At 64.7% G+C, this 23,166-nt stretch carries 17 protein-coding genes; 8 read left to right on the top strand and 9 right to left on the bottom strand.

The window, feature by feature from the left end; genetic code table 11:
- Nucleotides 1-39: 39 nt before the first annotated feature.
- Nucleotides 40-1,848 (bottom strand): NAD(P)/FAD-dependent oxidoreductase, encoded by a 1,809-nt coding sequence (locus AAF430_22900; protein MEM7413099.1) that lies wholly within the window; start codon nt 1,846-1,848, stop codon nt 40-42.
- Nucleotides 1,845-2,525 carry a TetR/AcrR family transcriptional regulator gene (locus AAF430_22895; GenBank protein MEM7413098.1) on the bottom strand — a complete coding sequence of 227 codons (681 nt, stop codon included), beginning with the start codon at nt 2,523-2,525 and terminating at the stop codon, nt 1,845-1,847. The genes AAF430_22900 and AAF430_22895 overlap by 4 nt, the downstream gene beginning before the upstream one ends.
- A 151-nt stretch (nt 2,526-2,676) precedes the next feature.
- On the opposite strand from AAF430_22895, the gene AAF430_22890 reads away from it, so the two are divergent.
- Together AAF430_22890 and AAF430_22885 are read left to right on the top strand one after the other, a co-directional pair.
- Complete coding sequence (locus AAF430_22890) at nt 2,677-3,753, top strand: Zn-dependent alcohol dehydrogenase (protein MEM7413097.1); 1,077 nt, start codon at nt 2,677-2,679, stop codon at nt 3,751-3,753.
- Nucleotides 3,753-4,787 carry an alpha/beta hydrolase gene (locus AAF430_22885; GenBank protein MEM7413096.1) on the top strand — a complete coding sequence of 345 codons (1,035 nt, stop codon included), beginning with the start codon at nt 3,753-3,755 and terminating at the stop codon, nt 4,785-4,787. The genes AAF430_22890 and AAF430_22885 overlap by 1 nt, the downstream gene beginning before the upstream one ends.
- 19 nt (nt 4,788-4,806) lie before the next feature.
- Here AAF430_22885 and AAF430_22880 read toward each other — a convergent pair whose 3' ends face one another.
- Nucleotides 4,807-5,670 (bottom strand): helix-turn-helix domain-containing protein, encoded by an 864-nt coding sequence (locus AAF430_22880; GenBank protein ID MEM7413095.1) that lies wholly within the window; start codon nt 5,668-5,670, stop codon nt 4,807-4,809.
- Between the two features lie 114 nt (nt 5,671-5,784).
- Between AAF430_22880 and AAF430_22875 the strand changes: the two genes are divergently transcribed.
- Both AAF430_22875 and AAF430_22870 read left to right on the top strand, forming a co-directional pair.
- A complete protein-coding gene (locus AAF430_22875) occupies nt 5,785-7,686 on the top strand; it encodes an NAD(P)/FAD-dependent oxidoreductase (GenBank protein ID MEM7413094.1) in 1,902 nt (633 codons plus the stop codon).
- On the top strand, nt 7,683-8,231 hold the full coding sequence (locus tag AAF430_22870; protein ID MEM7413093.1) for a nuclear transport factor 2 family protein: 549 nt from the start codon (nt 7,683-7,685) through the stop codon (nt 8,229-8,231). Before AAF430_22875 ends, AAF430_22870 begins: the two co-directional genes overlap by 4 nt.
- A gap of 87 nt (nt 8,232-8,318) precedes the next feature.
- Here the strand turns inward: AAF430_22870 and AAF430_22865 are convergent, their stop codons facing one another.
- On the bottom strand, nt 8,319-9,599 hold the full coding sequence (locus AAF430_22865) for an ATP-binding protein (GenBank protein ID MEM7413092.1): 1,281 nt from the start codon (nt 9,597-9,599) through the stop codon (nt 8,319-8,321).
- Nucleotides 9,600-9,601: 2 nt separating this feature from the next.
- Entirely contained in the window at nt 9,602-10,303 is a 702-nt protein-coding gene (locus AAF430_22860) for a response regulator transcription factor (GenBank protein ID MEM7413091.1), read from the bottom strand.
- Nucleotides 10,304-10,504: 201 nt separating this feature from the next.
- Here AAF430_22860 and AAF430_22855 point away from each other — a divergent pair, with 201 nt between their 5' ends.
- Entirely contained in the window at nt 10,505-11,335 is an 831-nt protein-coding gene (locus AAF430_22855) for a MipA/OmpV family protein (protein MEM7413090.1), read from the top strand.
- Between the two features lie 337 nt (nt 11,336-11,672).
- Nucleotides 11,673-12,344 carry a hypothetical protein gene (locus AAF430_22850; GenBank protein ID MEM7413089.1) on the top strand — a complete coding sequence of 224 codons (672 nt, stop codon included), beginning with the start codon at nt 11,673-11,675 and terminating at the stop codon, nt 12,342-12,344.
- 361 nt (nt 12,345-12,705) lie between these two features.
- Here the strand turns inward: AAF430_22850 and AAF430_22845 are convergent, their stop codons facing one another.
- Genes AAF430_22845 through AAF430_22835 form a run of 3 tightly spaced genes read right to left on the bottom strand, consistent with a single transcriptional unit; the run spans nt 12,706 to nt 17,878 of the window.
- The gene (locus AAF430_22845) at nt 12,706-15,975 is read right to left on the bottom strand and encodes an efflux RND transporter permease subunit (protein MEM7413088.1); all 3,270 of its coding nucleotides are present in this window, start codon (nt 15,973-15,975) and stop codon (nt 12,706-12,708) included.
- Nucleotides 15,972-17,198 carry an efflux RND transporter periplasmic adaptor subunit gene (locus AAF430_22840; protein ID MEM7413087.1) on the bottom strand — a complete coding sequence of 409 codons (1,227 nt, stop codon included), beginning with the start codon at nt 17,196-17,198 and terminating at the stop codon, nt 15,972-15,974. The genes AAF430_22845 and AAF430_22840 overlap by 4 nt, the downstream gene beginning before the upstream one ends.
- Nucleotides 17,198-17,878 (bottom strand): TetR/AcrR family transcriptional regulator, encoded by a 681-nt coding sequence (locus tag AAF430_22835; protein ID MEM7413086.1) that lies wholly within the window; start codon nt 17,876-17,878, stop codon nt 17,198-17,200. The genes AAF430_22840 and AAF430_22835 overlap by 1 nt, the downstream gene beginning before the upstream one ends.
- A 378-nt stretch (nt 17,879-18,256) precedes the next feature.
- On the opposite strand from AAF430_22835, the gene AAF430_22830 reads away from it, so the two are divergent.
- Both AAF430_22830 and AAF430_22825 read left to right on the top strand, forming a co-directional pair.
- A complete protein-coding gene (locus AAF430_22830; protein MEM7413085.1) occupies nt 18,257-19,345 on the top strand; it encodes an efflux RND transporter periplasmic adaptor subunit in 1,089 nt (362 codons plus the stop codon).
- Nucleotides 19,345-22,404, top strand: a complete 3,060-nt coding sequence (locus tag AAF430_22825; GenBank protein MEM7413084.1) for an efflux RND transporter permease subunit — start codon at nt 19,345-19,347, stop codon at nt 22,402-22,404. Before AAF430_22830 ends, AAF430_22825 begins: the two co-directional genes overlap by 1 nt.
- A 42-nt stretch (nt 22,405-22,446) precedes the next feature.
- Here the strand turns inward: AAF430_22825 and AAF430_22820 are convergent, their stop codons facing one another.
- On the bottom strand, nt 22,447-23,061 hold the full coding sequence (locus AAF430_22820) for a glutathione S-transferase family protein (GenBank protein ID MEM7413083.1): 615 nt from the start codon (nt 23,059-23,061) through the stop codon (nt 22,447-22,449).
- Nucleotides 23,062-23,166 lie beyond the last annotated feature (105 nt).

Here is a 23,166-nt window from a genome sequence, read left to right as displayed (position 1 = left end):
TCGAACGTGCGGCAGCCGATCCGCGCCGGGGCCCGCGAGTCAGTCGAGCTCGAGACCGTCCAGCTCGCCCTGCGTGCGCCATTTGCGCAGGCGCTTGAAGAACGCCTCCGAGCCGTGCGGGTAGAAGCCCGCCTGCCAGCCCTGGCTCTTCTTCCCGACCTTGCCTTCGTCGTTGAAGTATCCCGGCGTGCAGTTCGCCTGCAGCTGCTGGAAGGTGCCCCCCTTGTCGATCAGGGCTCCCCACGCGTCTTCGGCTTCCTGGGTCGGCTCGACCGTCGCGGCGCCCCGGTCGAGGGCCTGTCGCATGACGTAGGCCAGGTGCAGGCTCTGCTCATTGATCGTGTGGGGAATGTTGGGGGTGAGACCGCTCTGGAACCCCATCATGAAGAAGCAGTTGGGGAAGCCGCGGGTGAAGAAGCTCTGGAACGTCGAAACGCGTTCGTTCCACTTCTCGCTCAAACGCTGCCCGTCGCGCCCCACGACGTCGTAGCCGACGCGGCGCGTGTAGTTCGTGCTGACGTCGAAACCCGTGGCCAGGATCAGGCAGTCGAGCGGGTACTCGACGCCATTGGCCACGACGCCGCGCGGAGTGATCTCGTCGACGCCCCGGCCGTCCGTATCGACGAGCGTGACGTTCGGCCGATTGAAGGCCTGCAGGTATTCGTCGTGGAAGCAGGGGCGCTTGCACAGGTACCGGTACCAGGGCTTCAAGGCGTCGGCCGTCGCCGGGTCTTCGACGACCTCGTCGATCCGACCGCGCACGCGCTCCATCTTGGCGAGGTCCACGCGCTCGGCGATGCCGGCCATGTCGTCGAGGCTGAGGTCCGCGGGGTTGGTGCTCGCCGCGATCACCTCGTGCAGGCCGCGCGTGAGCTCCGTCCAGCGGTCGCCCACGAGGTCTTCGCCCTGGGGAAGTCCATCCATCAGGGCGTTGAAGTTGTCCATTCGCTGCTGTTGCCAGCCAGGTTCGAGGGTCTTCCCGAACTCCGGGTCGGTCGGCGCATTCTCGCGGTAGTCGACCGTAGAAGGGGTGCGCTGGAAGACGAAGACCTGCTTCGCATCGCGGCCCAGATGGGGAACGCATTGGATCGCCGTTGCTCCGGTGCCGATGACCCCGATGCGCTTGTCGGCGAGCTTCGTGAGCCTGCCCCTCGTGTCGCCGCCCGTGTAGTCGTAGTCCCAGCGGCTCGTGTGGAAGGTGTGGCCGCCGAAGCTTCCGACGCCGGGGATCCCCGGCAGCTTCGGCTGGGAGTAGGGCCCGGTCGCCATGCAGACGAAGCGCGCGCGGATGCGATCGTCCCGGTCCGTCCGAACGAGCCAGCGCTTCGCGGGCTCGTCCCAGTCGAGGCCCCGCACCTGGGTCTGGAACGCAGCGCGCGCGTAGAGGTCGTAGTGGCGCCCGATCGCTTGCGCGTGGGCGAAGATCTCGGGCCCGTGCGCGTACTTCTCGGTCGGGATCGTCCCGACCTCTTCGAGCAGAGGCATGTAGATGTAGGACTCCACGTCGCATTGGACGCCCGGGTAGCGGTTCCAGTACCAGGTGCCGCCGAAGTCGCCGCCCGCCTCGATGATGTGGAAGTCCTCGATCCCCGCTTCCAGCAGGCGGACGCTCATGAGCATGCCGCCGAAGCCGCCGCCGATGATCACGACCTCGGTTTCCGCCTCGATCGCTGCACGCGTGAAGCCGCGCTCGACGTAGGGGTCGACGTCGTTATGGGTTCCTTCGGGAGCGAGATCGCGAAACTGAGAGGAACCCTCCTCGCGCAGCCGCTTGTCGCGCTCTCGGTCGTACTTCTCCCGGATCGCCGGGAGTTCCGACTCGGCGGGAAGTCTTCGAAAGGTCTTCATCGCGATCGTTTCTTCCGTCGGTTCATGGTGGGGGTGTTCTCTTCCTTGACGCAGATTCCGAACAGCAGGCACTCGAACGCATCGAGCGAGAGCTGCTGGGCGTTGGGTCTCTCCGTTCCCGAGACGACGCGTTCCGCATACGCGAGGTGGATCTCGGTGACCGCATCGGCCATGGCATCGAGGGGCAGATCGAGCCGGACCTGGCCAGTGTCGATCCCCTGCTGGAGGCACTGGGCGATCTGGTTGCGCAGGGTGCCGATGGTGCGCTCGATGAGATCGCCGTAGGACGCCAGCAGCAAGCGGCCCTCGTTGGCGAGGAGCCCGCGGAGGAGCGGGCTGCGACGCGCGTACTCGAGCGAGACGCGGTGCATGCGCCGCAGCGCTTCGGACACGTTGCCCTGAGGGGCGCCTTCGCCCGGCTGGCGGGCGAGGGCCAATGCGCCGACGAGCTCTTCGTTCCAGCTCTGCATCAGGCGGCTGGTGACCACCTCGTAGAGGTGTTCCTTCGATTCGAAGTACCGGTAGACGAGGGGCTTCGAGACCTGGGCGGCGGCCGCGATCTCGACGACGGTCGTCTTCTGGAAACCGAGGGTCCCGAAGGACGCTTCGGCCGCGGCGAGGATGCGGCGGTAGGCCGCGGTGTCGCGGGGCGGGTAGAGCTCGGGGGTGGCCGCCATTGTCGAAGTATACTTTTCAGGTACAAATAGTAAACACGGTCCTCCTCTCGGGTGTGTCCTCGGCGCAGGGGCTCGGGCAGACTGCGACTGGATCTCTGTCCAGAGCCCGATCCGAGGCTCCGGGTCTGGCGAGTCGGAAGGAAGCGCACGCATGAAAGGCATCGTCTGGGACGGGAACGCGCTGCGCGTTCGGGACGGGCTCGAGGTGCGCGCGCCGGGCGCGGGGGAAGTCACGGTCCGCATCGCGAACTCGGGCGTGTGCCACAGCGACCTCAGCGTCATGAACGGCACGATTCCCTTCGAGACCCCCGTAGTGCTCGGGCACGAAGGCGCCGGGGTCGTCGAGCAGGTCGGGCCGGGCGTCGGCCACCTCGCCCCCGGCGACCACGTCGTGCTTTCCACCCTCGGTAACTGCGGGACCTGCACCCACTGCGATCGGGGTCGGCCCACGATGTGTCGCGACACCTTCGGCCACCGCCCGACACCATTCACCCTCGACGGGAAGCCCCACTACGCCTTCGCGAACGTGTCGTCCTTCGCGGAGGTCACCGTCGTGAAGGCGACGCAAGCGGTCCCGATTCCAAAGGAGGTGCCGCTGGCGTCCGCGTGCCTGATCGGGTGCGGCGTGCTCACCGGCGCCGGCGCCGTGCTCAACCGCGCGCGCGTCGAGCCCGGGGATCGGGCCGTCGTGGTCGGGGTCGGCGGGATCGGACTCAACGCGATCCAGGCGCTGCGGCTCGTCGGCGCGGGGACCATCGTCGCGGTGGACGCGAACCCGGCGAAGGAGGCTCTGGCGCGCCAGTTCGGCGCGACCCACTTCGTCGACGCGAGCCAGGGCAATGTCGCCGAGGCCGTCATCGATCTGACGCGCGGCGGCGCCGACTGGGCCTTCGAGTGCGTCGGCCAGAAGACCGTCATGGAGGAGGCGCTCGCCTATCTCGATTGGTCCGGCAGTCTCGTTCTCTTGGGGGTCACCCCGTTCGGGACCGGCATCGAGTTCCTGCCGGAAACGCTCTTCCTCGACCGCTCGATCCTGGGCTGTCGCTACGGTGCCAGCCGGCCTCAGCGCGACATCCCGCGCTACGCCGAGCTCTATCTCTCGGGAGACCTGCTGCTCGACGAACTCATCACGAAGGTCTACCCGATGGAGTCGATCGCCGAGGTGATCGAAGACCTGGAAGCCGGACGCCTGGCCCGCGGCGTCCTCGAATTTGGAGGAAGCCGCTGATGGCCTCGAAGATCGAAGCCGACCCCCGAATCGATCCCCGGATCAAGGCCGCGATGGGGTCTTTCCCGACGATCGCGCGTGCAGACGCCAAGAGCCGGGAGGAGCTGATCGCGGAAGCGAACAGCCCCGAGGCGCGCGCCGCGGCCGAGGCGATCAAGGTCTCGATGGACCAACTGGATTCGGAGGAGATCGCGCCTTCGAAGGGTCTCGTCACCGAGACCCACGCGTTCACCTCCGCACCCGACGGCAACACGATCCAGGTGCAACTGATCCGTCCCGACGTCCCAGAGCCCCAGCCCGGGGTCGTGTATCTCCACGGCGGTGGCATGCAGACGATGTCCTGCTTCGACGGCATCTACCGCGCCTGGGGGCGAACGATCGCCGCGCAGGGCGTGGCCGTCGCCATGGTCGACTTCCGCAACTGCATGATCGCGTCTTCGGCGCCCGAGGTCGCGCCGTTTCCGGCGGGCCTCGACGATTGCGTTTCGGGTGTGCGTTGGGTGGCGGAGCACGCCGCCCACCTCGGCATCGATCCGAGCCGGCTGATCGTCGCGGGCGAGAGCGGAGGCGGCAACCTCACCCTCGCCACCGGAATGCAGCTCCTGCGCGACGGGGACATCGGCCTGGTGCGCGGTCTCTACGCGCTCTGTCCCTACATCGCCGGGCGCTGGCCCCAGGATCGCTTTCCCTCGTCGGTGGAGAACAACGGGCTGTTGCTGGACCTGCACAGCAATCGCGCCGCGATGGCCTACGGAATCGAGGAACTCGAGAAGAGCAACCCCCTCGCCTGGCCTTCCTTCGCCACCGAGAAGGACGTGCAGGGGTTCCCGCCAACGGTGATCAGCGTGAACGAATGCGACCCGCTGTGCGACGAAGGCATCGAGTTCTACCGGATGCTGCTGCGCGCCGGGGTCCCCGCCCGCTGTCGCCAGGTGATGGGAACGATCCACGGCACCGAGATCTTCCAGATGGCGTGTCCGGACATCAGTCGGGAGACGGCCGCAAGCCTGGCCCAGTTCTGCCGCGAAGCGTGAGCGCGAACCCCACGCAGGGCTAGCTGCGCGACACCGACCGGGTGAGCGCGAGCAGGCGGTCGCCGATGTTCGCGACTTCGCGCGGGTCCATGGCCTGCTCGAATACCTGCAGCGAGACGGCGACACTCACCTCGCCGTGGCGATCGAAGACGGGCGCGGTGATCGTGCTGATGCTCTGCTTCTGACCCGAGACCTCGCGCAGCTGGTAGGACGCACGGCCCAGTTCTCCGATCGTGGCCTGGAGCCGATGGCGCAGCTCTGCCGAGTGCGGATCCTCGGCGAGGTCCGCGATCAGTGCGCCCAGCCGGCGCCGGCCCGGCACCTCGAGGGCGACGCTGTAGCCGCGCTGACGCACGCGTTCGAGGATCTCGCGCGCTCGGCGCTGGTCGCGGGCCGACGTGCTGCCGCGCAGCAGCCACTGGTCGACGGCCTCGTGGCGTGCCCAGGCCACGAAGACCGAGACCAGCGGGGCGATGATGGGAATGCGCTGCCCGACCTCCGGTGGGTCGACCCGCGCGCGCCGCGGCCCGGCGCGCGAGATGCACAGGGCATCGCCACCGGCCCGCACCAGGGCGACCGCTCCCATCCCGAGTTCCTTCGCGAGCTTCGCCATGCCGACGCGAGCCTCGTCGACGATCGGGTTTCCGCGGAGGGCGGCATCCCCGATCGCGACCAGCGCCGCGCCCAGCGAGAAGGTGCGGTTCTTCGGGTCGCGGCTGAGATAGCCGCACTCGGTGAGAGCCATCAGCAGATTGTGGGTGGAGGCCTGGTTGATGCCGAGCCGGCTCGAGAGCTCGGAATAGGTGAGCGCTTCGTCGGGGTGGGCCGCGAGGAAGTTCAGGAGATCCGCGGCCCGGGTCGCAGAGAGGGCGCGTCTGGACACGATCCAGCGATATTACGGATGCGACGAGATTATCGCCATTGCAATAGACGCAGCGACCGCCGAACCCGCACTCTCGCAGTCTGGGGCCGCTTCACGGCCACGAGGAGCGAGCTGATGAGCGAGACCGTCGACGCTGCCTTTCTCCGTCGCGCCGTCGCGGCCTGCGACCTGGCTGCGCTCCGCGCGGCGCTCTACCAGGCGACCCGAGACCCGGAGCTCGCGAGCTTCGGTCCGGTGGCGGGGCTCGACGAGGCCGGTACCGCGCGACTCGCCGAGCGCGCCGTCGAGCTGCTCGAGGCCCACGCCTCGGGGTTCGAGCGCCGCGTTCCCTCCGACGACGAGGTGCGCGAGCTGATGGACCTCGTGCTCGGCGTTCCCACCCGCGACGCGCACTTCGAAGTGCGGAAGAAGTTCCTCGCCTTCACGCCCTTTCCCTTTCTGCACGAGCGCCCCGACGGTGCCGCACCCGTGCCCGAGGGCTTCGAGGTCGCGATCATCGGCGCCGGCCCGGCCGGGATCGCGATGGCGGTGCAGCTCGGTCGTCTCGGCATTCCCTACGTGCTCTACGATCGCCGTGACGAGATCGGCGGGACCTGGAGCATCCACAAGTACCCCGACATCCGCGTCGACACGCTCAGCCTTCACTACGAGTTCAGCTTCGACGAGCCCTATCGGTGGCGCGAGTACTTCGCCCGGGGCGAGCAGGTGCGGGGCTATCTCGAGCACATCGCCGAGAAGCACGGGGTGCGTCCCCACATGCGGCTCGGTCACGACCTCGAGGACGCGCGCTTCGACGAGGCCACCTCGAGCTGGCAGCTGGTGTTTCGCGGCAACGACGGCGAGCGTGTCGAGCGTCGCGCGAACGTGGTGGTGAGTGCCGCCGGGCTCTTCTCGAAGCCGAAGCGGCTCGACATCGAAGGGATCGACGCCTACGAAGGCGGGCTCGTCCACCCGACGCGCTGGACGAACGACATCGACGTGCGCGGCAAGCGCGTCGCGGTGATCGGGAACGGATCGTCCGGGGTGCAGTTGCTCGCGCGGGTCGCCAACGAGGCCGCACAGGTCCACGTCTTCCAGCGCACGCCGCAGTGGATCGCGCCGCGGCCGAACTACGGCCGCCCGATCGAGCCCGAGGTGCGCTGGCTCCTCGACCACGTCCCGGGCTACTGGAACTGGTGTCGCTACACCTCGATCATCGGCTTGATGACCTGGCACGAGGACTTCCTCATTCCGGACGAGCAGTGGGAGGCGAAGGGCGGGTACATCACGGAGAAGAGCGAGCAGCTCCGCGAGTTCATGGTCGACTACATCCAGCAGCAGATCGGAGATCGGCCCGATCTCTTCGAGCAGCTCGTCCCCGACTATGCGCCGATGGTGCGCCGCCCCGTCGTCGACAACGGCTGGTACCAGGCCCTGACCCGCGACAACGTCGAGCTCGTCACGTCGGGGATCGAGCGTTTCACGAAGCGCGGGATCGAGACCGCCGACGGGAAGCAGCACGAGTTCGATCTCGTCGTCTCGGCGACGGGCTTCGAAGTCGATCAGTTCCTGTGGCCGGCCGAGTACCACGGCGAGGGCGGAGTGCGTCTGCGCGACTACTGGGCTCCTGAGAGCCCGCGCGCGTACCTCGGCATGATGGTCCCGCACTTCCCGAACTTCTTCATGCTCTACGGCCCGAACTCCCAACCGGTTTCGGGTGGCATCTCGCTCCTCTCGTGGTTCCAGATCTGGGCCGCCTATGTGGCCCAGTGCCTGGACACGATGTTCGAAGAGGGGCATGCGCAGGTGTCGGTGACCGAGGACGCCTACCAGACCTACAACGAAGAGACGGATGCGGTCTCGTCGGAGCTGGCCTTCGTCAAGGACAAGCGTTCGGTCGATCGGAACTACTACGTCGACGCCCACGGGCGGCTGCTCGTGAACACGCCCTACGAGACCGCGGAGCTCTACGCGATGATGAAGGAGCCGAAGCGCGACGAGCTCGCGTTCGGGGCGTCCACCAGGAGGGAACGATGACCGAAGCGGACATCCGCAACGAGAAGCGTCGCATCATGAAGTTTCGGGAGGGCGCGCCTCCTCCGATCGGCGACCACGAAGCGACGGTCCGTTGGCTGCGGGATCGCGAGGTCATCAAGAACCTCTACCGACGCTACGCCTACGGCGTCGATTCCATCGACTTCGATCTCGTGCGCAGCGTGTTCCACCCGGACTGCGTCTGCGTCGGCACCGCCGAGCAGGGTGATCTCGACGGCTATCTGAACGGTCTGGAAGAGGCGCTGCACGCCTGGGATGCCACGATGCACTTCGTCGGGAACCAGTACGTCGAGATCGACGGAGACGAGGGATTCGTCGAGAGCTGGGTGGTCGGGTATCACATGGAAGCGCCCGACAGTCCGCTCCAGCACCTCGTGCTCGGCCTGCGCTACCAGGACGATCTGATCCGCGCCGGCGACGACTGGAAGATCATCCGGCGCGTCACCTCGAAGCAGTGGCACACCGGGCCGTTCCCGCGACCCTTCGTGGGCCCGCCGCCGTACCCGCGGACCGGGCGGGAGTCGTAGACGCTAGGTCACGCTTTTGGGCCGGAGGGCAACCGACGCATCGGGGTGCGCCTGGGTCTGCGGTTTGAGCCCATAGACTCATTGATGCTATCTCGGAGAGTCCTCGAAGACCCTCGGGAACCGAGCCTCGATCGTCGCGCCGTGGGTGTCCTCACGGTTTGCGATCGTCAGCTGGCCGCCATGCATGTCGACAATTCGACGCACCAAGGAGAGACCAAGGCCATATCCGTCGTTCTGCTTGGAGCCCTTGCCCCGATAGAAGGGCTCCAGAACGCGATCGAGATCGTACTCGCTGAACCCGTCCCCGCGATCGCACACGTTCAGCGTTACGTGCTCATGTGTCGCGTACACGGAGATGTCGATGGGCGGCTCGCCATGCTTGATCCCGTTCTCGAGAAGATTCCGCACAAGCCGTTGCAACAAGCCGACGTTTCCTAGAACGAGCCCGGGCTCACCCCCGAGACTGCTGAACGGGTATCGTGAGGCCTCTTCCGCCACTAGACCCAGCAGGTCCACCTTCTCCAGGGGCACACTCAGTGGATCGGTGTCTAGCCGCGAGATGGTCAGAAGCTCGTCGATCAGCTCATCCAACTCGCGGATGTCCTTCTCGAGGCCTGCCCTTCGTTCGGGGTCCTCACCACTCTTCAAGAACTCCACGCCCAACCGAATGCGCGTCAACGGAGTGCGAAGCTCGTGGGACGTGTTCGCAAGGAGCAGGCGTTGGGATGTCACGAGAGTCTCGATCTCCGCCGCAGCGTGGTTAAAGCTCCGGGCGAGAGCCGCGATCTCGTCGTCCCCCTCCACGTCCACGCGAGCGTTCAAGTCGCCGGAGCCTACTCGTCGGACTTGAACCTCAAGGCGCTCCAGGCGCCGTGTTACTCCCCGGATCAGTGGATACGAAATCCCAGCGATGAACAGGGCAAGCGTGACAAGCAAGAGTCCGACAGTGGCTCTCTCACTGAGCGCACCCTGCCGATCCAGTCGAACGACGACCACACGGCCGTCTGTGAGCGAAGTCGTCCATCTGGTGTCTCCGTCATTCAGCGTCCAGCTCCCCGGAGCCGGCACCGAGTCGGGGAACGCCGACGGTACGTCGGGACTCGCGAGGATGGAACCGTCGGCCCGGAACACTGTGATTTCCACCTCCAACGCGGCTCCGAGATCGCGGGCGACTGCCTGGTGGACCTTGAGGGGCGCATCTGCGCCCGGAAGGAGTCGCTGGGCCAGCCTGCTGGTTCGGTTCAACAGATCAGCTTCGAACTCGTTGTGCCCGATGACGTTCCAGAGCGCTGTGGTCATGATCGCGTAGAACAAGAGCGCGACGACGAAGATCAGGCAGAACTGGGCGAAGAGATGGCGCCTAGCCATCGTCAATCCTGGGACCGCGCGAACACGTAGCCGGCACCACGAATGGTGAGGACGCGTTTCGGATGGCGTGGGTCATCCTCGATCTCAGCCCGGATTCTCGAGATGTGTACGTCGACGGAACGGTCCATTCCCACCATCTCTGTCCCCTGAGCAGCAGCGACGAGCTGCTCACGGCTTAGGACTCGCCCAGGTGCACACGCCAGCGCTTCGAGCAGGCGGAACTGATGGGACGTGAGATCGCATGGAGCTCCATCCACGCTCACCTTCATCGCGGCCCGGTCAACTTCGAGGCGACCGAATCGCAGGGTGTCGTCCGGACCGCTCGCCCGGCCACGACGCAAGATCGCTCGCAAGCGCGCTAGGAGCTCTCGGGGCTCGAAAGGTTTTGGTAGGTAGTCGTCCGCGCCAAGCTCCAGACCCACGATTCGATCATTCGGGTCTCCCTTCGCCGTGAGCATCAGTATCGGTGTGTCGTCGGAGGGGCGGAGGCTCCTGCACACCTCTAGGCCACTGATATCTGGCAGCATGATATCGAGAATGATCGCGTCGAACGTGCGCGCGCCCTGCAGCGCTAGGCCCTCGGAGCCGGTGCCTGCAACTGTGACGTCGAACTCTGACCGGCCCAAGTAGTCACGGACCATCCCAGCTAGTTGCTCATTGTCCTCGACGAGCAACACACGACGACGCGAAACCCCGGCTGCCACGTCCGGTCTCCCATTGCTTCTCAGTCGATCCGACGGTGGGACCTTCCGGCTGGAACGCCAATAGAATCGGCCAGTTCACGACCGTTCGGAAGGATCCGCGGGGAGAATTCACACTTCTTCATACAGCGAACAGATTGCGGAAAGCCTCCATGCCGATGGTCCCCGCGTGCTCCAAACCGTGAGGAGAAGCCATTGAGCCGCGTGAAGAGGTCCCTTCTCATCGTTGCCACCTGGAACCTCATCGCCGGCGCTGCGACAGCGCAAGAGAGCGATGCACCCGGCAACGGCCCCCCTCCTGAGCGAGGCGACTGGGACGTGAGTCTCGCAGTAGGCACAATCGCCTCGCCCACCTATCTGGGTGACGACAGCTACATCATGAGCGTCGTTCCTAGCCTGAGTGTCAACTACAAACAGACCATCTTCCTCTCATTCGAAGGTCTTGGGGCGAACCTCATCAACTCTCATGGCTTCCGTGCGGGGCCCCTTGCCACGTTCGACTTCGGCCGGAATGAAGACGGCAGCAACCCGCTTCAGATCGTTGGGGGCAGGACCGACGATCTCGATGGACTTGACAACGTCGACTTCACGATCGAACTGGGAGGATTCGTCGAGTACTCGGTAGATGGGTTCGTCGGGAAGATCGAGCTCGTGCAAGGCACGAATGGTCACCACGGCCTCGTCGGCAGCGGAACGATCAAGTACCAGAGCGCCTTTCCGGTTCTCGGGAAGATGGGCTTCTATAGCCTAGGACCTGAGGTGACTTTCGCGGATTCGAAGTACATGGACTCGTTCTTTGGGGTATCCCCGAGAGCATCGAGTCGCTCGGGACTTGCACGGTTCGAAGCGGATGGCGGGCTTCGCTCGGCTGGTTTCCACGCGACCATTTCTATTCCGCTTACGAGGCACATCTCACTAACGACATTCGGCGGCTATGACCAGCTGCTCGGCGATGCAGCCGAATCACCGCTTGTGAGGCGACGCGGATCGCGGGATCAGGGGATGGGTGGCGCCTTCTTGAGTTACTCGTTCTAGGAGGCTCTCGCGTGATCTCCGGAGGATACTCGTCCCGCGGAGGGCCGCAGCCAGCCCGACGACCAACACGAAGTTCGTTCTTCTACACAGAGAACGAAGATTTCGGAAACGCTCGCCCTCTAGGCTTGGCCAATGATCCGCTGCAGGTGAGAGAGATGGTTGAGTGCCCGAAGATGTCTCGAAGCCCGTTCGGTGAACCCCGCACGCCGTTCCTGCACGCGCTCCACAGCGTCGTCTCCAGGAGGAACCGCTCTTCAACCTGCGCCAGAGCGCTCCCGCTCTCGGCGACGAGTATCGCGATGGCGGAACGGTCGCGGCTGCAGATTAGCAGTCCATCATGAACGAGAAGATCGCCTTCCGAAGACCACCGCTACGTCACGCAGCTTCGCGGCGCGGGGAATCCGTAACGCGATTCGCGACGTTTCAATACAACGGAACCCATTTACTCGTCGACGCGGACGAATACCCGCGCCTCGTGCAAGTGCTTGACATGGAGCGTCGGGACCAATCTGCCTATCTGGCGTCCCTCAAGATTCGTGAGCCGAGCCAAGCTGACCAGCTATCTCGATTCCTTGTGTATGGCACGTTCCTCGAGAACCCGATGCATCGCACCGGTGACACAAGGGAGAACCTTTGCTGCCTCAAGAATCGCGCGCTCATCACACTGCGGTGGTCGGCGTCCTCTCGCAGAACGTGCGAGAGCGTTTTGCTCGAGGACATCGTGCTCGAGACCAGCGACGACTCGTCTCGCTCGGCCTTCGCAGCAGTTGTGGCAGCACGCCATGAGATACTCGTGACGGATGGCGACCGGGGCGTGACCTACTTCGAAGCGTACTCGGAGACGGACCCGCTTTCTTGCTTGCTTCACCGTAACGGCGTCTTCTTCCTTCAGAGCGTCGGCGCTCAACTCGATGCCAAGGCTGCGTGGCACGATCGAGTAGACAGGCAGCGGCTCCTCCAGATTTCTAGCGAAGTGGGATCACCGATAGAGAGTGGCATGATTCTCTGAGAAGGCGTCGGGAGACGCAGGCGCGCTCGCACCGAGAGGCTTCCACAATGCCACAGCGTCAATGACAGAGGGGGGATGAGACGTACCACGTGACGATCAATGCAACGCGACGAAGGACCAACGGCATCGGTCAGGGGGCCCGAAGTCCTAGGTAAACTCAGAATCAAGCTGATCAGTCCACGGGTGCAGCGGGACCACTCGCGAGCCTAGCGACAGCGGCACGATGGGAGGGCATCGTGGGCGGCCTAGCAAGTGAGACGAGCTCAGCACCTGGCTAGAGACCCAGGGCCGGCGTACGCGGCCCTGGGTTCTTCTTTCTTGATCAATGCAAGACGAGGCACGCGAACGTGTCGAACCCTCCTTAGCGCAACCGGTCCTCAGGAGGGTCCGCCCCTGCCGCCAGGCCAAGCGGCCCCATTCCCATAAGCCGGTCCCATGTCGTCGCGTAGGCCTTTTGGAGGTCATCGACGATCACGTAGGCACAGGGGACAAGGAACAGCGAGATCACCGAAGAGAACAGAGTTCCGAAGGCAAGCGAGCACGCCATCGGAATCAAGAACTGTGCGGTCGAGCTTCCCTCAAGCAACATCGGTACGAGACCCACGAACGTGGTGATCGACGTCAGCACCACAGGCCGGAAGCGCGTGACGCCGGCCTCGCGCACGGCGGCACGAAGCGCGGAACCTGCCCCGAGTCGCCCATTGATCGAGTGAGTCAGGACGAGGCTCGCGTTCACGACGACACCCGATGCGGCGACGATTCCGAAGATCGACATCATGCTGAAACCGACGACGGCCCGCGTCACCGTCATCCACTCTGGCAGTGCGCCCGCGAGGCCACCCATTAGCAAATGTCCGAGCAGGGCACCCACCACACCGAAAGGAATCACCGCCATGATGATGAGTGGCTGGAGGTACGAGCGGAGCGGGATGGCAAGCAACGCGTAGATCGCGAACATGGCGACGATGTAGTTGCGTCCGAGCGCCGCCACCGACTCACCTTGTTCGGCTGCGTCGCCCTCGAGGGAGAACGAGAGTCCGGGGTAGTCACCGACCAGCGTCGGCAGGAACTCGGCCTCGAGTGAAGCAAGGACCTCATTGGCGTTGGCGAGCCGATCATTCACACCGGCCATCACGTTGATCACGCGACTGCGATCGGCCCGCTTGATGCTGGCAAAGCCAGAGCCCATCTCGGCGCGCGCCACGCTGTCGAACGGGACCTCCGCGCCGTCGGGCGTTCGGATGCGAAGCTCCGAGAGATCGGTCAACGAGCGACGTTGATCCTTCGGAAATCGCACCATGACCTTGATGTCGTCACGGCCCCGCTGAACTCGCTGCGCCTCGTGACCATAGAACGCCTGTCTCACCTGCCGAGCGAGGTCCTCGAGCGTCAGACCGAGCGCCTCGGCGGAGGGTAGAATTTTGAGCTTGATCTCCTGTTTGCCAGCCCTGAATGAATCGGTGATGTCGTAGACGCCCGGATACGAGGTCAACTCGCGGCGGAGTAAGGTCGCGGCAGACTGGAGGTCCGCCAGGCTTTCCGACTGCAACTGGACATCGATTTCGTCGCCCTTCGCGAAGTAATCGGCGGCGTAGGACAGCTCCTCGACGCCGGGGATCGGCGGCGTGAGCTCGCGCCAGCGATTCGCGATTTCCTTGGCGGAAAGCGGCCGGCGATCGCCGCTCAGGATCTCGATCTGTACCTCACCGAGATGCGAGCCGGTGGGCGCGTTCGCTCCCCGAGGCGATCCCTCGTCCGCACTTTGCACCCCGACAGAGACCATTACATGCCGAACCAGCGGATCGCTTTCGTCCGCCCCGAATTCGGCGTTCAGTTGCTCGCTGAGCTCGATCGCCGAGCGCTCGAGCGAGTCCACCGCGCGAGCAGTCAGGTCGACGGGAGTCCCCTGCGGCATCGCGACGCTGGCCGTTACGTAGTCGGACTCGATCTCCGGGAAGAAAGTGAACTTGACCCACCCCGTCCCGATAAGCGCAAAGGCGAGAAGCAGGAGAACCGCCGCACCCGCCGCTGCGCTGTAGCGCCATTCGATCGCGCGATCGAGTGCGGGCACGTAGTGGTCGTGAGTAAACCTGCGGAGCCATCCCGAGAATCGCTGCTGTATGCCCCTCCAGCGCATTCCGAGACGAGATCGCGCGTCGGAGAGGCCGCGCCCTCCGTGGTGACCGAGGTGCGCAGGTAGAATCCACTGTGATTCGACCAGGGAGCCGATCAGGCAGAAGATGACCACCATACCGATCGTCCCAAAGATCTGACCCATCAAACCGGGCGATGCAATCATCGGAAGGAATGCAACCATCGTCGTCAACACGCCGAAGATCACAGGGACCGCCACTTCCTGGGCGCCACTTACAGCGCCCTGCAACGGATCTTCCTCGTTCTCCTGATGGGTGTGGACGTTCTCACCAACGACGATCGCGTCGTCGACCAACAGGCCGAGCACCATGATAAAGGCGAAGGTCGAGATCACGTCGATGGAGATGTCAGATGCCGGCAAGAGGACGAGTGAACCGGCGATCGCGACCGGAACACCGATCGAAACCCAGATCGCCAAACGAAACTGCAGAAAGAGCGCCAAGACCAGGAACACGAGGACGAAGCCCGCGCGTCCGTTGCGCCACAAGATGTCGAGCCGCTCACGGAGCTCCTTCGCCCCGTCGCGCCAGACCGTCATTTTCAGGCCTTCCGGTAGGCGTGGACCTTCGCGCCCGAGGAAGCTTTGGGCCGATTCGACCACGCCCATGACCTTCTGGTCGCCGACCCGTACCACGCGGATCATCAGAGAAGGCTCGCCATCGAAACGGGCATAGCGGTCCTCGTCCTCGAACCCGTCCACCACGTTCGCGATTTCTCCCAGGCGAAGGCGCGTTCCGTCGGCGCGCGTCATGACCACGAGCGCTTGGAAATCCTCGGCCGTGTAGGCCTGGCCTTTTGCGCGTAGGAGTACTTCCCCAGAATCCGTCTTGATCGCGCCCCCCGGTAGATCGAGCGACCCGCGCTGCACCGCCGCCACTACCTGGTCGAAGCTCAGGCCGTGGCGGCGCAGCGAGGCCTCCGGGACTTCGATGGCGAGTTCGTACTCGCGGGCATTCTGTAACTCCACCTGCGAGATCTCTGGCTGCGCAGAAAGTCCATCGCGTAGACGCTCACCCCACACCTTCAGCGATCGCTCCGAAGCCGCTCCGGAGAGCGCGATCTGCACGGCAGTCCTCTGGATCTCGAGGTAGCGAATGACCGGCTCCTCGGTTTCGTCGGGGAAGGCGTCGATACCGTCAACGGCGTTCTTCACGTCGCTCAGCGCCCGATCGACCGGATATCCTCGAGAGAGTTCGACGGTCACGGCGCAGAGGCCCTCTGTCGCCGTCGATGTGATCTTCTTGACGCCGTTGAGCCCCTGGACCTCTTCCTCAATGCGGATGCAGACGCCTTCCTCAACCTCCTCGGGAGCCGCTCCTGGATACTCCACGCTGATCGTGATGCGCTCGAGGTCGAGGTCAGGGAAGGATTTCTGGCCGATCGCTGGAACGCTTGCGAGGCCTCCGAGCAGCATCAGGAACATCAACAGGTTCGCCGCAACAGGGTTCCGCGCCCACCAAGCGATGATCCGGGTCATTGCTTCCGCTCCGCGAGCGCTTCTCGATTCGGAGCGGTGTCCGGGCTCGCGACGCGCACGCTCATCCCATCGATCGGTGCTCGCAAGCGCGTCCGCAGTACGCGGTCGCCTCGGCCGAGACCGGCCGTGATCACCACGTCGGTTCGTTCGGTGCGCAGCACCTCGACATCTTGCACTCGGATCCGATCTTCCGCGTCGACCACCCAGACCTGACCTTCCTGGCCACGGTGGACATGCAGCACCTCACGGGGCAACACGAAAGCGTTCTCGATCGAGCGACCCTCGATTTCTGCGTCAACGAAGAGCCCAACTGCAAGCGGCGGCGGCGCCTCGAGCGTGGGATCCGCGGCGAGACCGTAGGGGTCCTCCACCCGAGCGACGATGTGCACCATCCGACTGCGCGCGTCGATCTCGCCCTCCGAACGGACGATCTCACCACGCCATTCGTGCGAGCCACCCGCAAACTCCGCCCGGAGGGTCGCGCGCGGTCGAAGCCCATCGGCTCCACGGACGACATGGAGAACGCTCTCGTCGAGGTAGGCCAACTCGCGGTCGGGCAGCGGAAGGCGCACCTCCGCATAGTCGACCGCGTACAGCCGCGCGATCGCGGTGCCGCGATTCACAAACTGACCGGGATCGACGCTCTCTTCCCGCACGCGCCCCGTGTAGGGTGCACGCAGCTCGGTGCGCTCGAGATCGCGCTGGGCTCGCGCCAGCTTCGCCTTGGCCTCCAGTGCCAGCGCGTCGGCAACTCGGCTTGCGTTCTCGGCGTCGTCAATGCGCGCCTGACTCGTGACGGATCGACCGGCGAGGGTGCGTTGGCGACGCAGCTCCTTCGCGGCGCGGCTTGCCTCGCTGCGCGTGCGGGCAACCGCGGCGCGCGCACTCTCGAGCTCTGCCTGATGGTCGGCTCGCTCGATGCGAACCAACGGCTCGCCAGACTCGAAGGTGCCGCCGGAGACGAGGTCTGGAGACACCCACTCGACCCGCCCGGCCACCTCGGGAACCAGGTCGCTTTCGGTTCGCGGAACGACCGTACCCTGTGCGTGAACGCGTAGCGATATCGTCTCGGGGATAGCCTCGACAACGCGTACGAGCGGAGAGATCGGCGCCGGCTCTGTACGACTCGGACTGGGCTGGACGCCAACAAGCAGCGCGACCAGAACCGCGCCAACCCCGAGGAGCAACAGGGGAAGTATATGCTTGCGCCGCCGCCCGTCCATCAGCCGTTACCCCCACCGCCATCGCCGACAAGGGCGCGAAGCCCTGCGCTCGTGTAGCGCGCGATGGCCTGCGTCGTCTCTTCGGGATCGAGCTCCTTCGTTGGAGCGCTCGGCATGTGATGGCCAGCGATCACGTGCACCATGACGCCGATGCAGAACTGGTAACCGACCTCGATCTGGGCCCGGTCGGCACCCGGCAAGGCACGCGCGAGCGCATCACAGAACCGCTCCCGCATTGCTGTGTAGAGCTCGTTCTTGAGCCGGCCAACGCGTTCGGGCGGATCGGAATGAAGACGGCTTACGACTTCTCGGTGACTGTCCCGCTCGCTTGGCTCCTCGAACGACGGGAAGAGGAAGGCACGCAGAATCGCCTCGACGTCGGGAGGGTCCGGAGCCGACTCGGCCTCGGTCCGCGCCAGCTCCGCCAAGCGCCGCTCGTTGATCGGCTCGACGTGGCGGCGGATCGTCGCCGCCAGCAGCGCTTCCTTGGAACCGAAGTGATAGTTCGCGGCGGAGACCGACATGCCCGCTTCCGCGGTGATCGCGCGCATCGAGGCACCCTCGAAGCCTCGCTCCGCGAAGATTCGCTCGGCGGCATCGATCAGTCGGAGCTTGGCGGCAGACGGCGGCCGGTCATGGCTGGAAGGCCGGTCCGAGTCGACTCGAGGGGCGGAGGTCAAAGGGCTCTCGCGGGGCGCGCGATTCGATCCGTGGGATCAACAAAGCGGTCGAACGATCGTTTCAAACGTACGTTCGATCTCTGAGGAAATCAAGAACGCTAAGCGCCAGGCGCTCTGCCTAGCCCAGCGTCCGTTTCGCGGATGCATGAGCCCGCCGGCGCGGCGAAGCGGTCCCTTAACGCTGGCCGCAGTCGACCGGAATCACTGGTCTTTCCGTTTGCGACACCCTCTCCCCAACGAAATACACACTTCTTCACACGCCCCAAAAGGGGCAGCAAGGTCCGGCGCCGATGGTTGTGGGGAGCATCGCCATCGGAGAGCACGGTGAGTCACCCGTCGCAAAAAAGGCCGCTGGGCCACCCGAGATCGGAAACCGTCTTGGCGGCGACCCTGTTGCTGGGCTTGGCGTCCTGCTCTGCCTCGGAATCTGCGGAGGAGGACCGATCGCCCGCAGCGAAGAGGCCCGTCGTCGCGGCGCGGGTGTCCGTGGATCGAGCCCAGGTTCGCGTGATCGGCGAGAGCCGACAAATCACCGGCCGCGCCCGTGCATTCCGTGTCGCGGAGCTCAAGTCTGAGTTGACCGGTCGCGTTGTCGACCGTCAAGTCGCGCCTGGCGAGCCTGTCCTGCCGGACGCCGTGCTTATTGCGTTGGACCCGAGTCGCACGGAGATCAGGGTGCAACGCGCCCTGGCCGAGAGGCAGCGCGCGCGCGCCGCGAATGCTCATGCAAGGCGAGAGCTCGAGCGAGCGCAACCCTTGGCGCAAGCGGACGCGATCAGCGACGTGCGGCTAGCGGAGCTCGAGAACAATCTTGAAATCGCGACAGCAGGTCTACGCCTGACGGAGGTGCAGCTCAAGGAGTCGCAACGCTTGGCGCAAGACGCCCTCATCCGCGCGCCGTTCGCCGGAACAGTTGAAGAGTTGCTCGTGGATGCCGGAGACTCGGTCCAGACCGGTGACCATGTGGCAACCGTGGTCGACCTAGCTCGCGTTCGAGTCGTAGCCGGCGTATCAGCTCGTGATCTACACCGGATTCGCTCGCACACGCAGCTCGTCGTTCGATTCCCAGACCTACCGGGGATCGAGGAAATCATGGCGATCCAAAAGCTCGGCGCGATGGCCGATGAGCTCGAGGGGACCTTCGGTCTGGAGCTTTGGTCCAATGCCGCCGTGGATGGAGTGCGAGATGGGATCGTGGCAGTTGTCGAGCTACCGGCGTCGAACTCAGCCGTCCTCAGCGTCCCTCGCTCCGCCTTGACTCAGGACAACGGCAAGGCCGCCCTCTTCATAGTCGAGCGGGCGGTGGACGGGTGGGTTGCAAGAGAGCGAAGTCTCCGAGTTGGGCGTGAGGCTGCCGGTTACGTCGAAGTGGTGAACGGTATGGAGGAGGGAGAGGTCGTTGTCGTGTCCGGGCAGTTCGCCCTCGTGGACGGAATGCCTGTCTCGCCGCTGGGCACCGAATTCTAGTGGTGGAACGGGTTGTTCGATTCTTGTTGGACCGCCCCTTCGTGGTGCACCTGTTGACCATCATGATGGCGCTGCTCGGTCTGACTTCGATCTCGAATGTCCGCGTGGATGCGTTCGCACCCGGAGAGGTGCCCAAGTTCATCGTTGCTGCTTCTCTTCCCGGAGCGTCGGCGCAAGAAGTCGAAGGACGCGTAACGGTTCCCATTGAGGAGGCCCTGCAGGAAATCGACGGAATCCGCCACTACTCCTCCGTGTCGATCAGAGGACAGAGCAGTACGCACGTCGAGCTCTCCCCGGATACCGAGGCCGAGGACTCCGCCCGGATCGAACGAGACATCCGCTGGGCGGTTGGCAACATCTCCGGACTTCCAGTGGAGATGCGGGACGAACCGACGATCACTCGCGTCGTCGATGCCGAATATCCGCTGCTGGAGATCGCGCTCTCCGGCCCCGGAAGCGAGGTCGCTCCGCTTGCTGAGCGCCTCGAAGATGAACTCCGCCGCCTGGAAACGATCGGTCGCGTAGCGGTCGTCGGCCTGCCTGACCGAGAGGTACACGTTCTCTTTCAGCCGCACGTTGCCAAGGGGCTTGGCGTTACCTCGGGTGATGTCACTGCGGCACTCCGACGAAGAAACGCGTCCGGCGCTGGAAGCGGCATCAAGTCAGCGACTGATCGCCGGGACGTAGTCATCTTGGGGCGCTTCGAGAGTGCCAAGGATGTCGAGAATACTGCGCTTCGCTTCGGAGGATCCTCGGGCCTGGTGCGGGTTGGCGACGTCGCTCGCGTTGTGATGTCACGCAAGGACGTTGGCCTCGCGGTCGGGACCAATGGTGAATCCGGTGTGTCCGTTATCCCTACGAAGACAGCCAGCGCGGACCTGCTCGAAGCTCGATGCGACATCGACCGCGTGTTGTCGAACCTCGCGGTACCGGACTCGGTACGCATCTCGATCGTGAACGATGGAAGCTACGACATCCGAAAACGGATGGGCATCATGGGGCAGAACGCTCTCATCGGAACCTTCCTGGTCGGAATCATCGTATTCACCTTCCTCACCCCCGGGGCAGCGCTCTGGGTATGCGTCGGGGTGCCGCTTGTTGTAGCCGGTGTCGTCACGGTGATGCCAAGAGCCGGCCTCGGTTTCGACATTGTCTCCACGTTGGGACTCGTCATCGTGCTTGGGATGCTTGTGGACGACGCTGTCGTCGTCGCAGAGCGCATCTTGTCGAAGAGAGCAAGCGGCTACTCGGCCGCAGACGCCGCAGCAATGGGAGCTTCGGAAGTCGCTGCCCCCGTGGCGACGGCCGCGGTGACAACGATCCTCGCGTTCGTGCCGCTCTTGTCGCTCGGCGGAAGTTCGGGGCAGATGGTCTGGCCGCTACCGGCAATGGTCTGCATCGCGCTGGTATTCTCGCTTCTCGAGTCGTTCACGATTCTGCCCGCGCATATGGGCGGGCTGCGCGAGCGTTCCGACGGCTTGGGCAAGCGCGCGTTCTTGGTGCGAATGGAGCAGGTCTATCGCGGGCTCTTGGAGCGGTCGCTGAACCGCCCGCTGGCGATCGTTGCGAGCTTCATCTTGGGATGGTGCTTGGTGATAGTTGTGATCGCACCGACGATGCAATTCGTCTTCTACCCACAGGAGGGAAGCAAGGGCTTCCACATCAAAGTTAGAGCCCCGGCGGGGACACCACTTGCGCGCACGGAGGCGATACTGGCGTCGATTCAGGACCAGGTGCCAACCATCATGGGATCCGACCTGCTCGCTGTCACGGCTCGAGCAGGCCACATCGAGTCTGGGGAGATTGCCAGAACAACCGGCGGCACTCAGCACCAGGGATTCGTCGGGGTATTCCTCGACCTGGATCGGCGGCGCCTCAATGCCACCGAGTGGATTGAGCATGTGCGAGATCGCATCGTCGTCCCTGACGGAGTCGACGTTGAGTATGCGGCCGTTGTCGATGGGCCGCCCATCCTCCAGCCGATTGAAGTGTACGTGCTCGGCAACGACGACGCGTCGCGGATTCGAGTTGCGGAGGAGGTGCGGCACGTAGCCGAGGAAGCCGGAGGCGTGGACGTTGCGCTCACCGACGAGGCAGCCGTCGCCGAACTCGACCTGAACCCCTCGCACGAACGCCTCGCGATGCGACAACTCGATGTCGAGCTCGTCGTTGAGACGCTGCAAGCCGCGCTGGAAGGGACCATTGCTACAGAGATACGCGGTGCAAGCGGGTCGATGGACGTGCGGGTCCTATACGAAGCCTCTCACCGGCGTGATATCGATGCGCTTCTAGACGCTGAGATCCGGAATCGACGCGGTGACTTGGTGCCGCTGCGTGACGTCTTGGAGCCGATCGAGAGGCGGGTCTCTCCTCGCGTGACTCGGAGGGATGGAATGCGTTCGACAACGGTCACCGGAGGCATCGACCCGCGAAGCGCGGCCACGCCGCTCAGTATCGCAGCCGCAGTCGATGAGGAGCTCGGCCTCGAGTCGGACGGAGTATTGATTGAGATTGGAGGCGAGGCCGCAGAGAGCATCGAGGGCTTGCAGGGACTTGCAGTCGCGTTCCTCATCAGCATTGGCCTCACGATCTGCGTCATCACCCTTATGCTGGGGTCGCTACGCGATTCGATCGTCGTGTTCGCGGTAGTGCCCTTCTCGGTCGCCGCGGTCATCATGACGTTCTTCGCGCACGGGATGCCGGTGTCCATGCTCTCTCTAGTTGGAGCCGTGGGCCTTTCGGGCGTCGTGGTCAACTCATCGATTCTACTGATCGACGCCGTCCGAAGAGCCAAGGATCGGGCCTCGGGGGTGGCCTCGAAGGACATCCTTATCGAAGCATGTGTTGGGCGACTTCGCCCGGTCGTCGTCACGAGCTTGTCGACTCTCGCGGGCGTCTTTCCAACGGCGTACGGTCTCGGTGGGTACGACACCATCGTCTCGCCGGTGTCGCTCGCGCTTGGCTGGGGCCTCACGTTCTCTACTGCCGTTACGCTCTTTCTCGTCCCGTCCCTTTACTCGCTCATTGGGAGTCGGGAGCAACTACGAAGAAGTCGCTAGGCGTTTCGGGTTGGGCGCGAGATTGCCCTCGAAGGAGGCCGGCTACCCGAAGCTCGGGCGCTCGCTCAACGTGCCGTACCAGCGCGTGAGGTTGGGACGCTTCAGCTCGAGGTCGATCTTCGCGAGCTGCTCGATCATGAACGAGAAGCCGTAGAAGACGCCCAGCGAGATGTCGGCGATCGAGAACTGGTCGCCGACGACGTACTCGCTCTCGCCGAGGCGCTCCTCGAAGACGCCGAGGAACTTGCGCGCTTCGCCCGCGCACAGCTTCCCCCACTCGGGCATGCACTCTTCCCGGTCCTTGAAGAAGCCCGTGATGTTGCGGAACGCCATGGCTGCGTTCAGTCCGAAGTTGAGCTCGGCGCGGCGGTTCCACATTTCGACCTGGGCGGCCTCGGCCCCCGGTGCCCCGAACAGGCACGGGTCGGGGTGCTGGCCCTCGAGGTAGCGACAGATGGCGACGCTCTCGGAAATGCAGGTGCCGTCGTCGAGCTCGAGAACCGGGACGCGACCCATCGGGTTCATCTTCAGGTAGTCGGGCTTCAGGTTCTCGCCGCCGCGGATGTCGACCGTCACGCGGGGGATGTCGATCCCCTTCTCGGCCATGAAGATCCAGACGCGGCGCGCATTCGGGGACTCGGCTTCGTGCAGCTTCATGACGGGGGGACCTCCTGGCTCGGAATGGGTGGGGTGGGGCGACAGTCTTGCACGTCCCGGCGCGACCGGAACCCTCGGTGGGCGCCGTCGGGTAGGATTCGCGGG

This window comes from Myxococcota bacterium (assembly GCA_039030075.1).
Lineage (GTDB): Bacteria > Myxococcota_A > UBA9160 > UBA9160 > SMWR01 > JAHEJV01.
The sequence above is the reverse complement of the archived record's forward strand: the minus strand, read 5'-3'. Positions and strand labels throughout refer to the sequence as shown.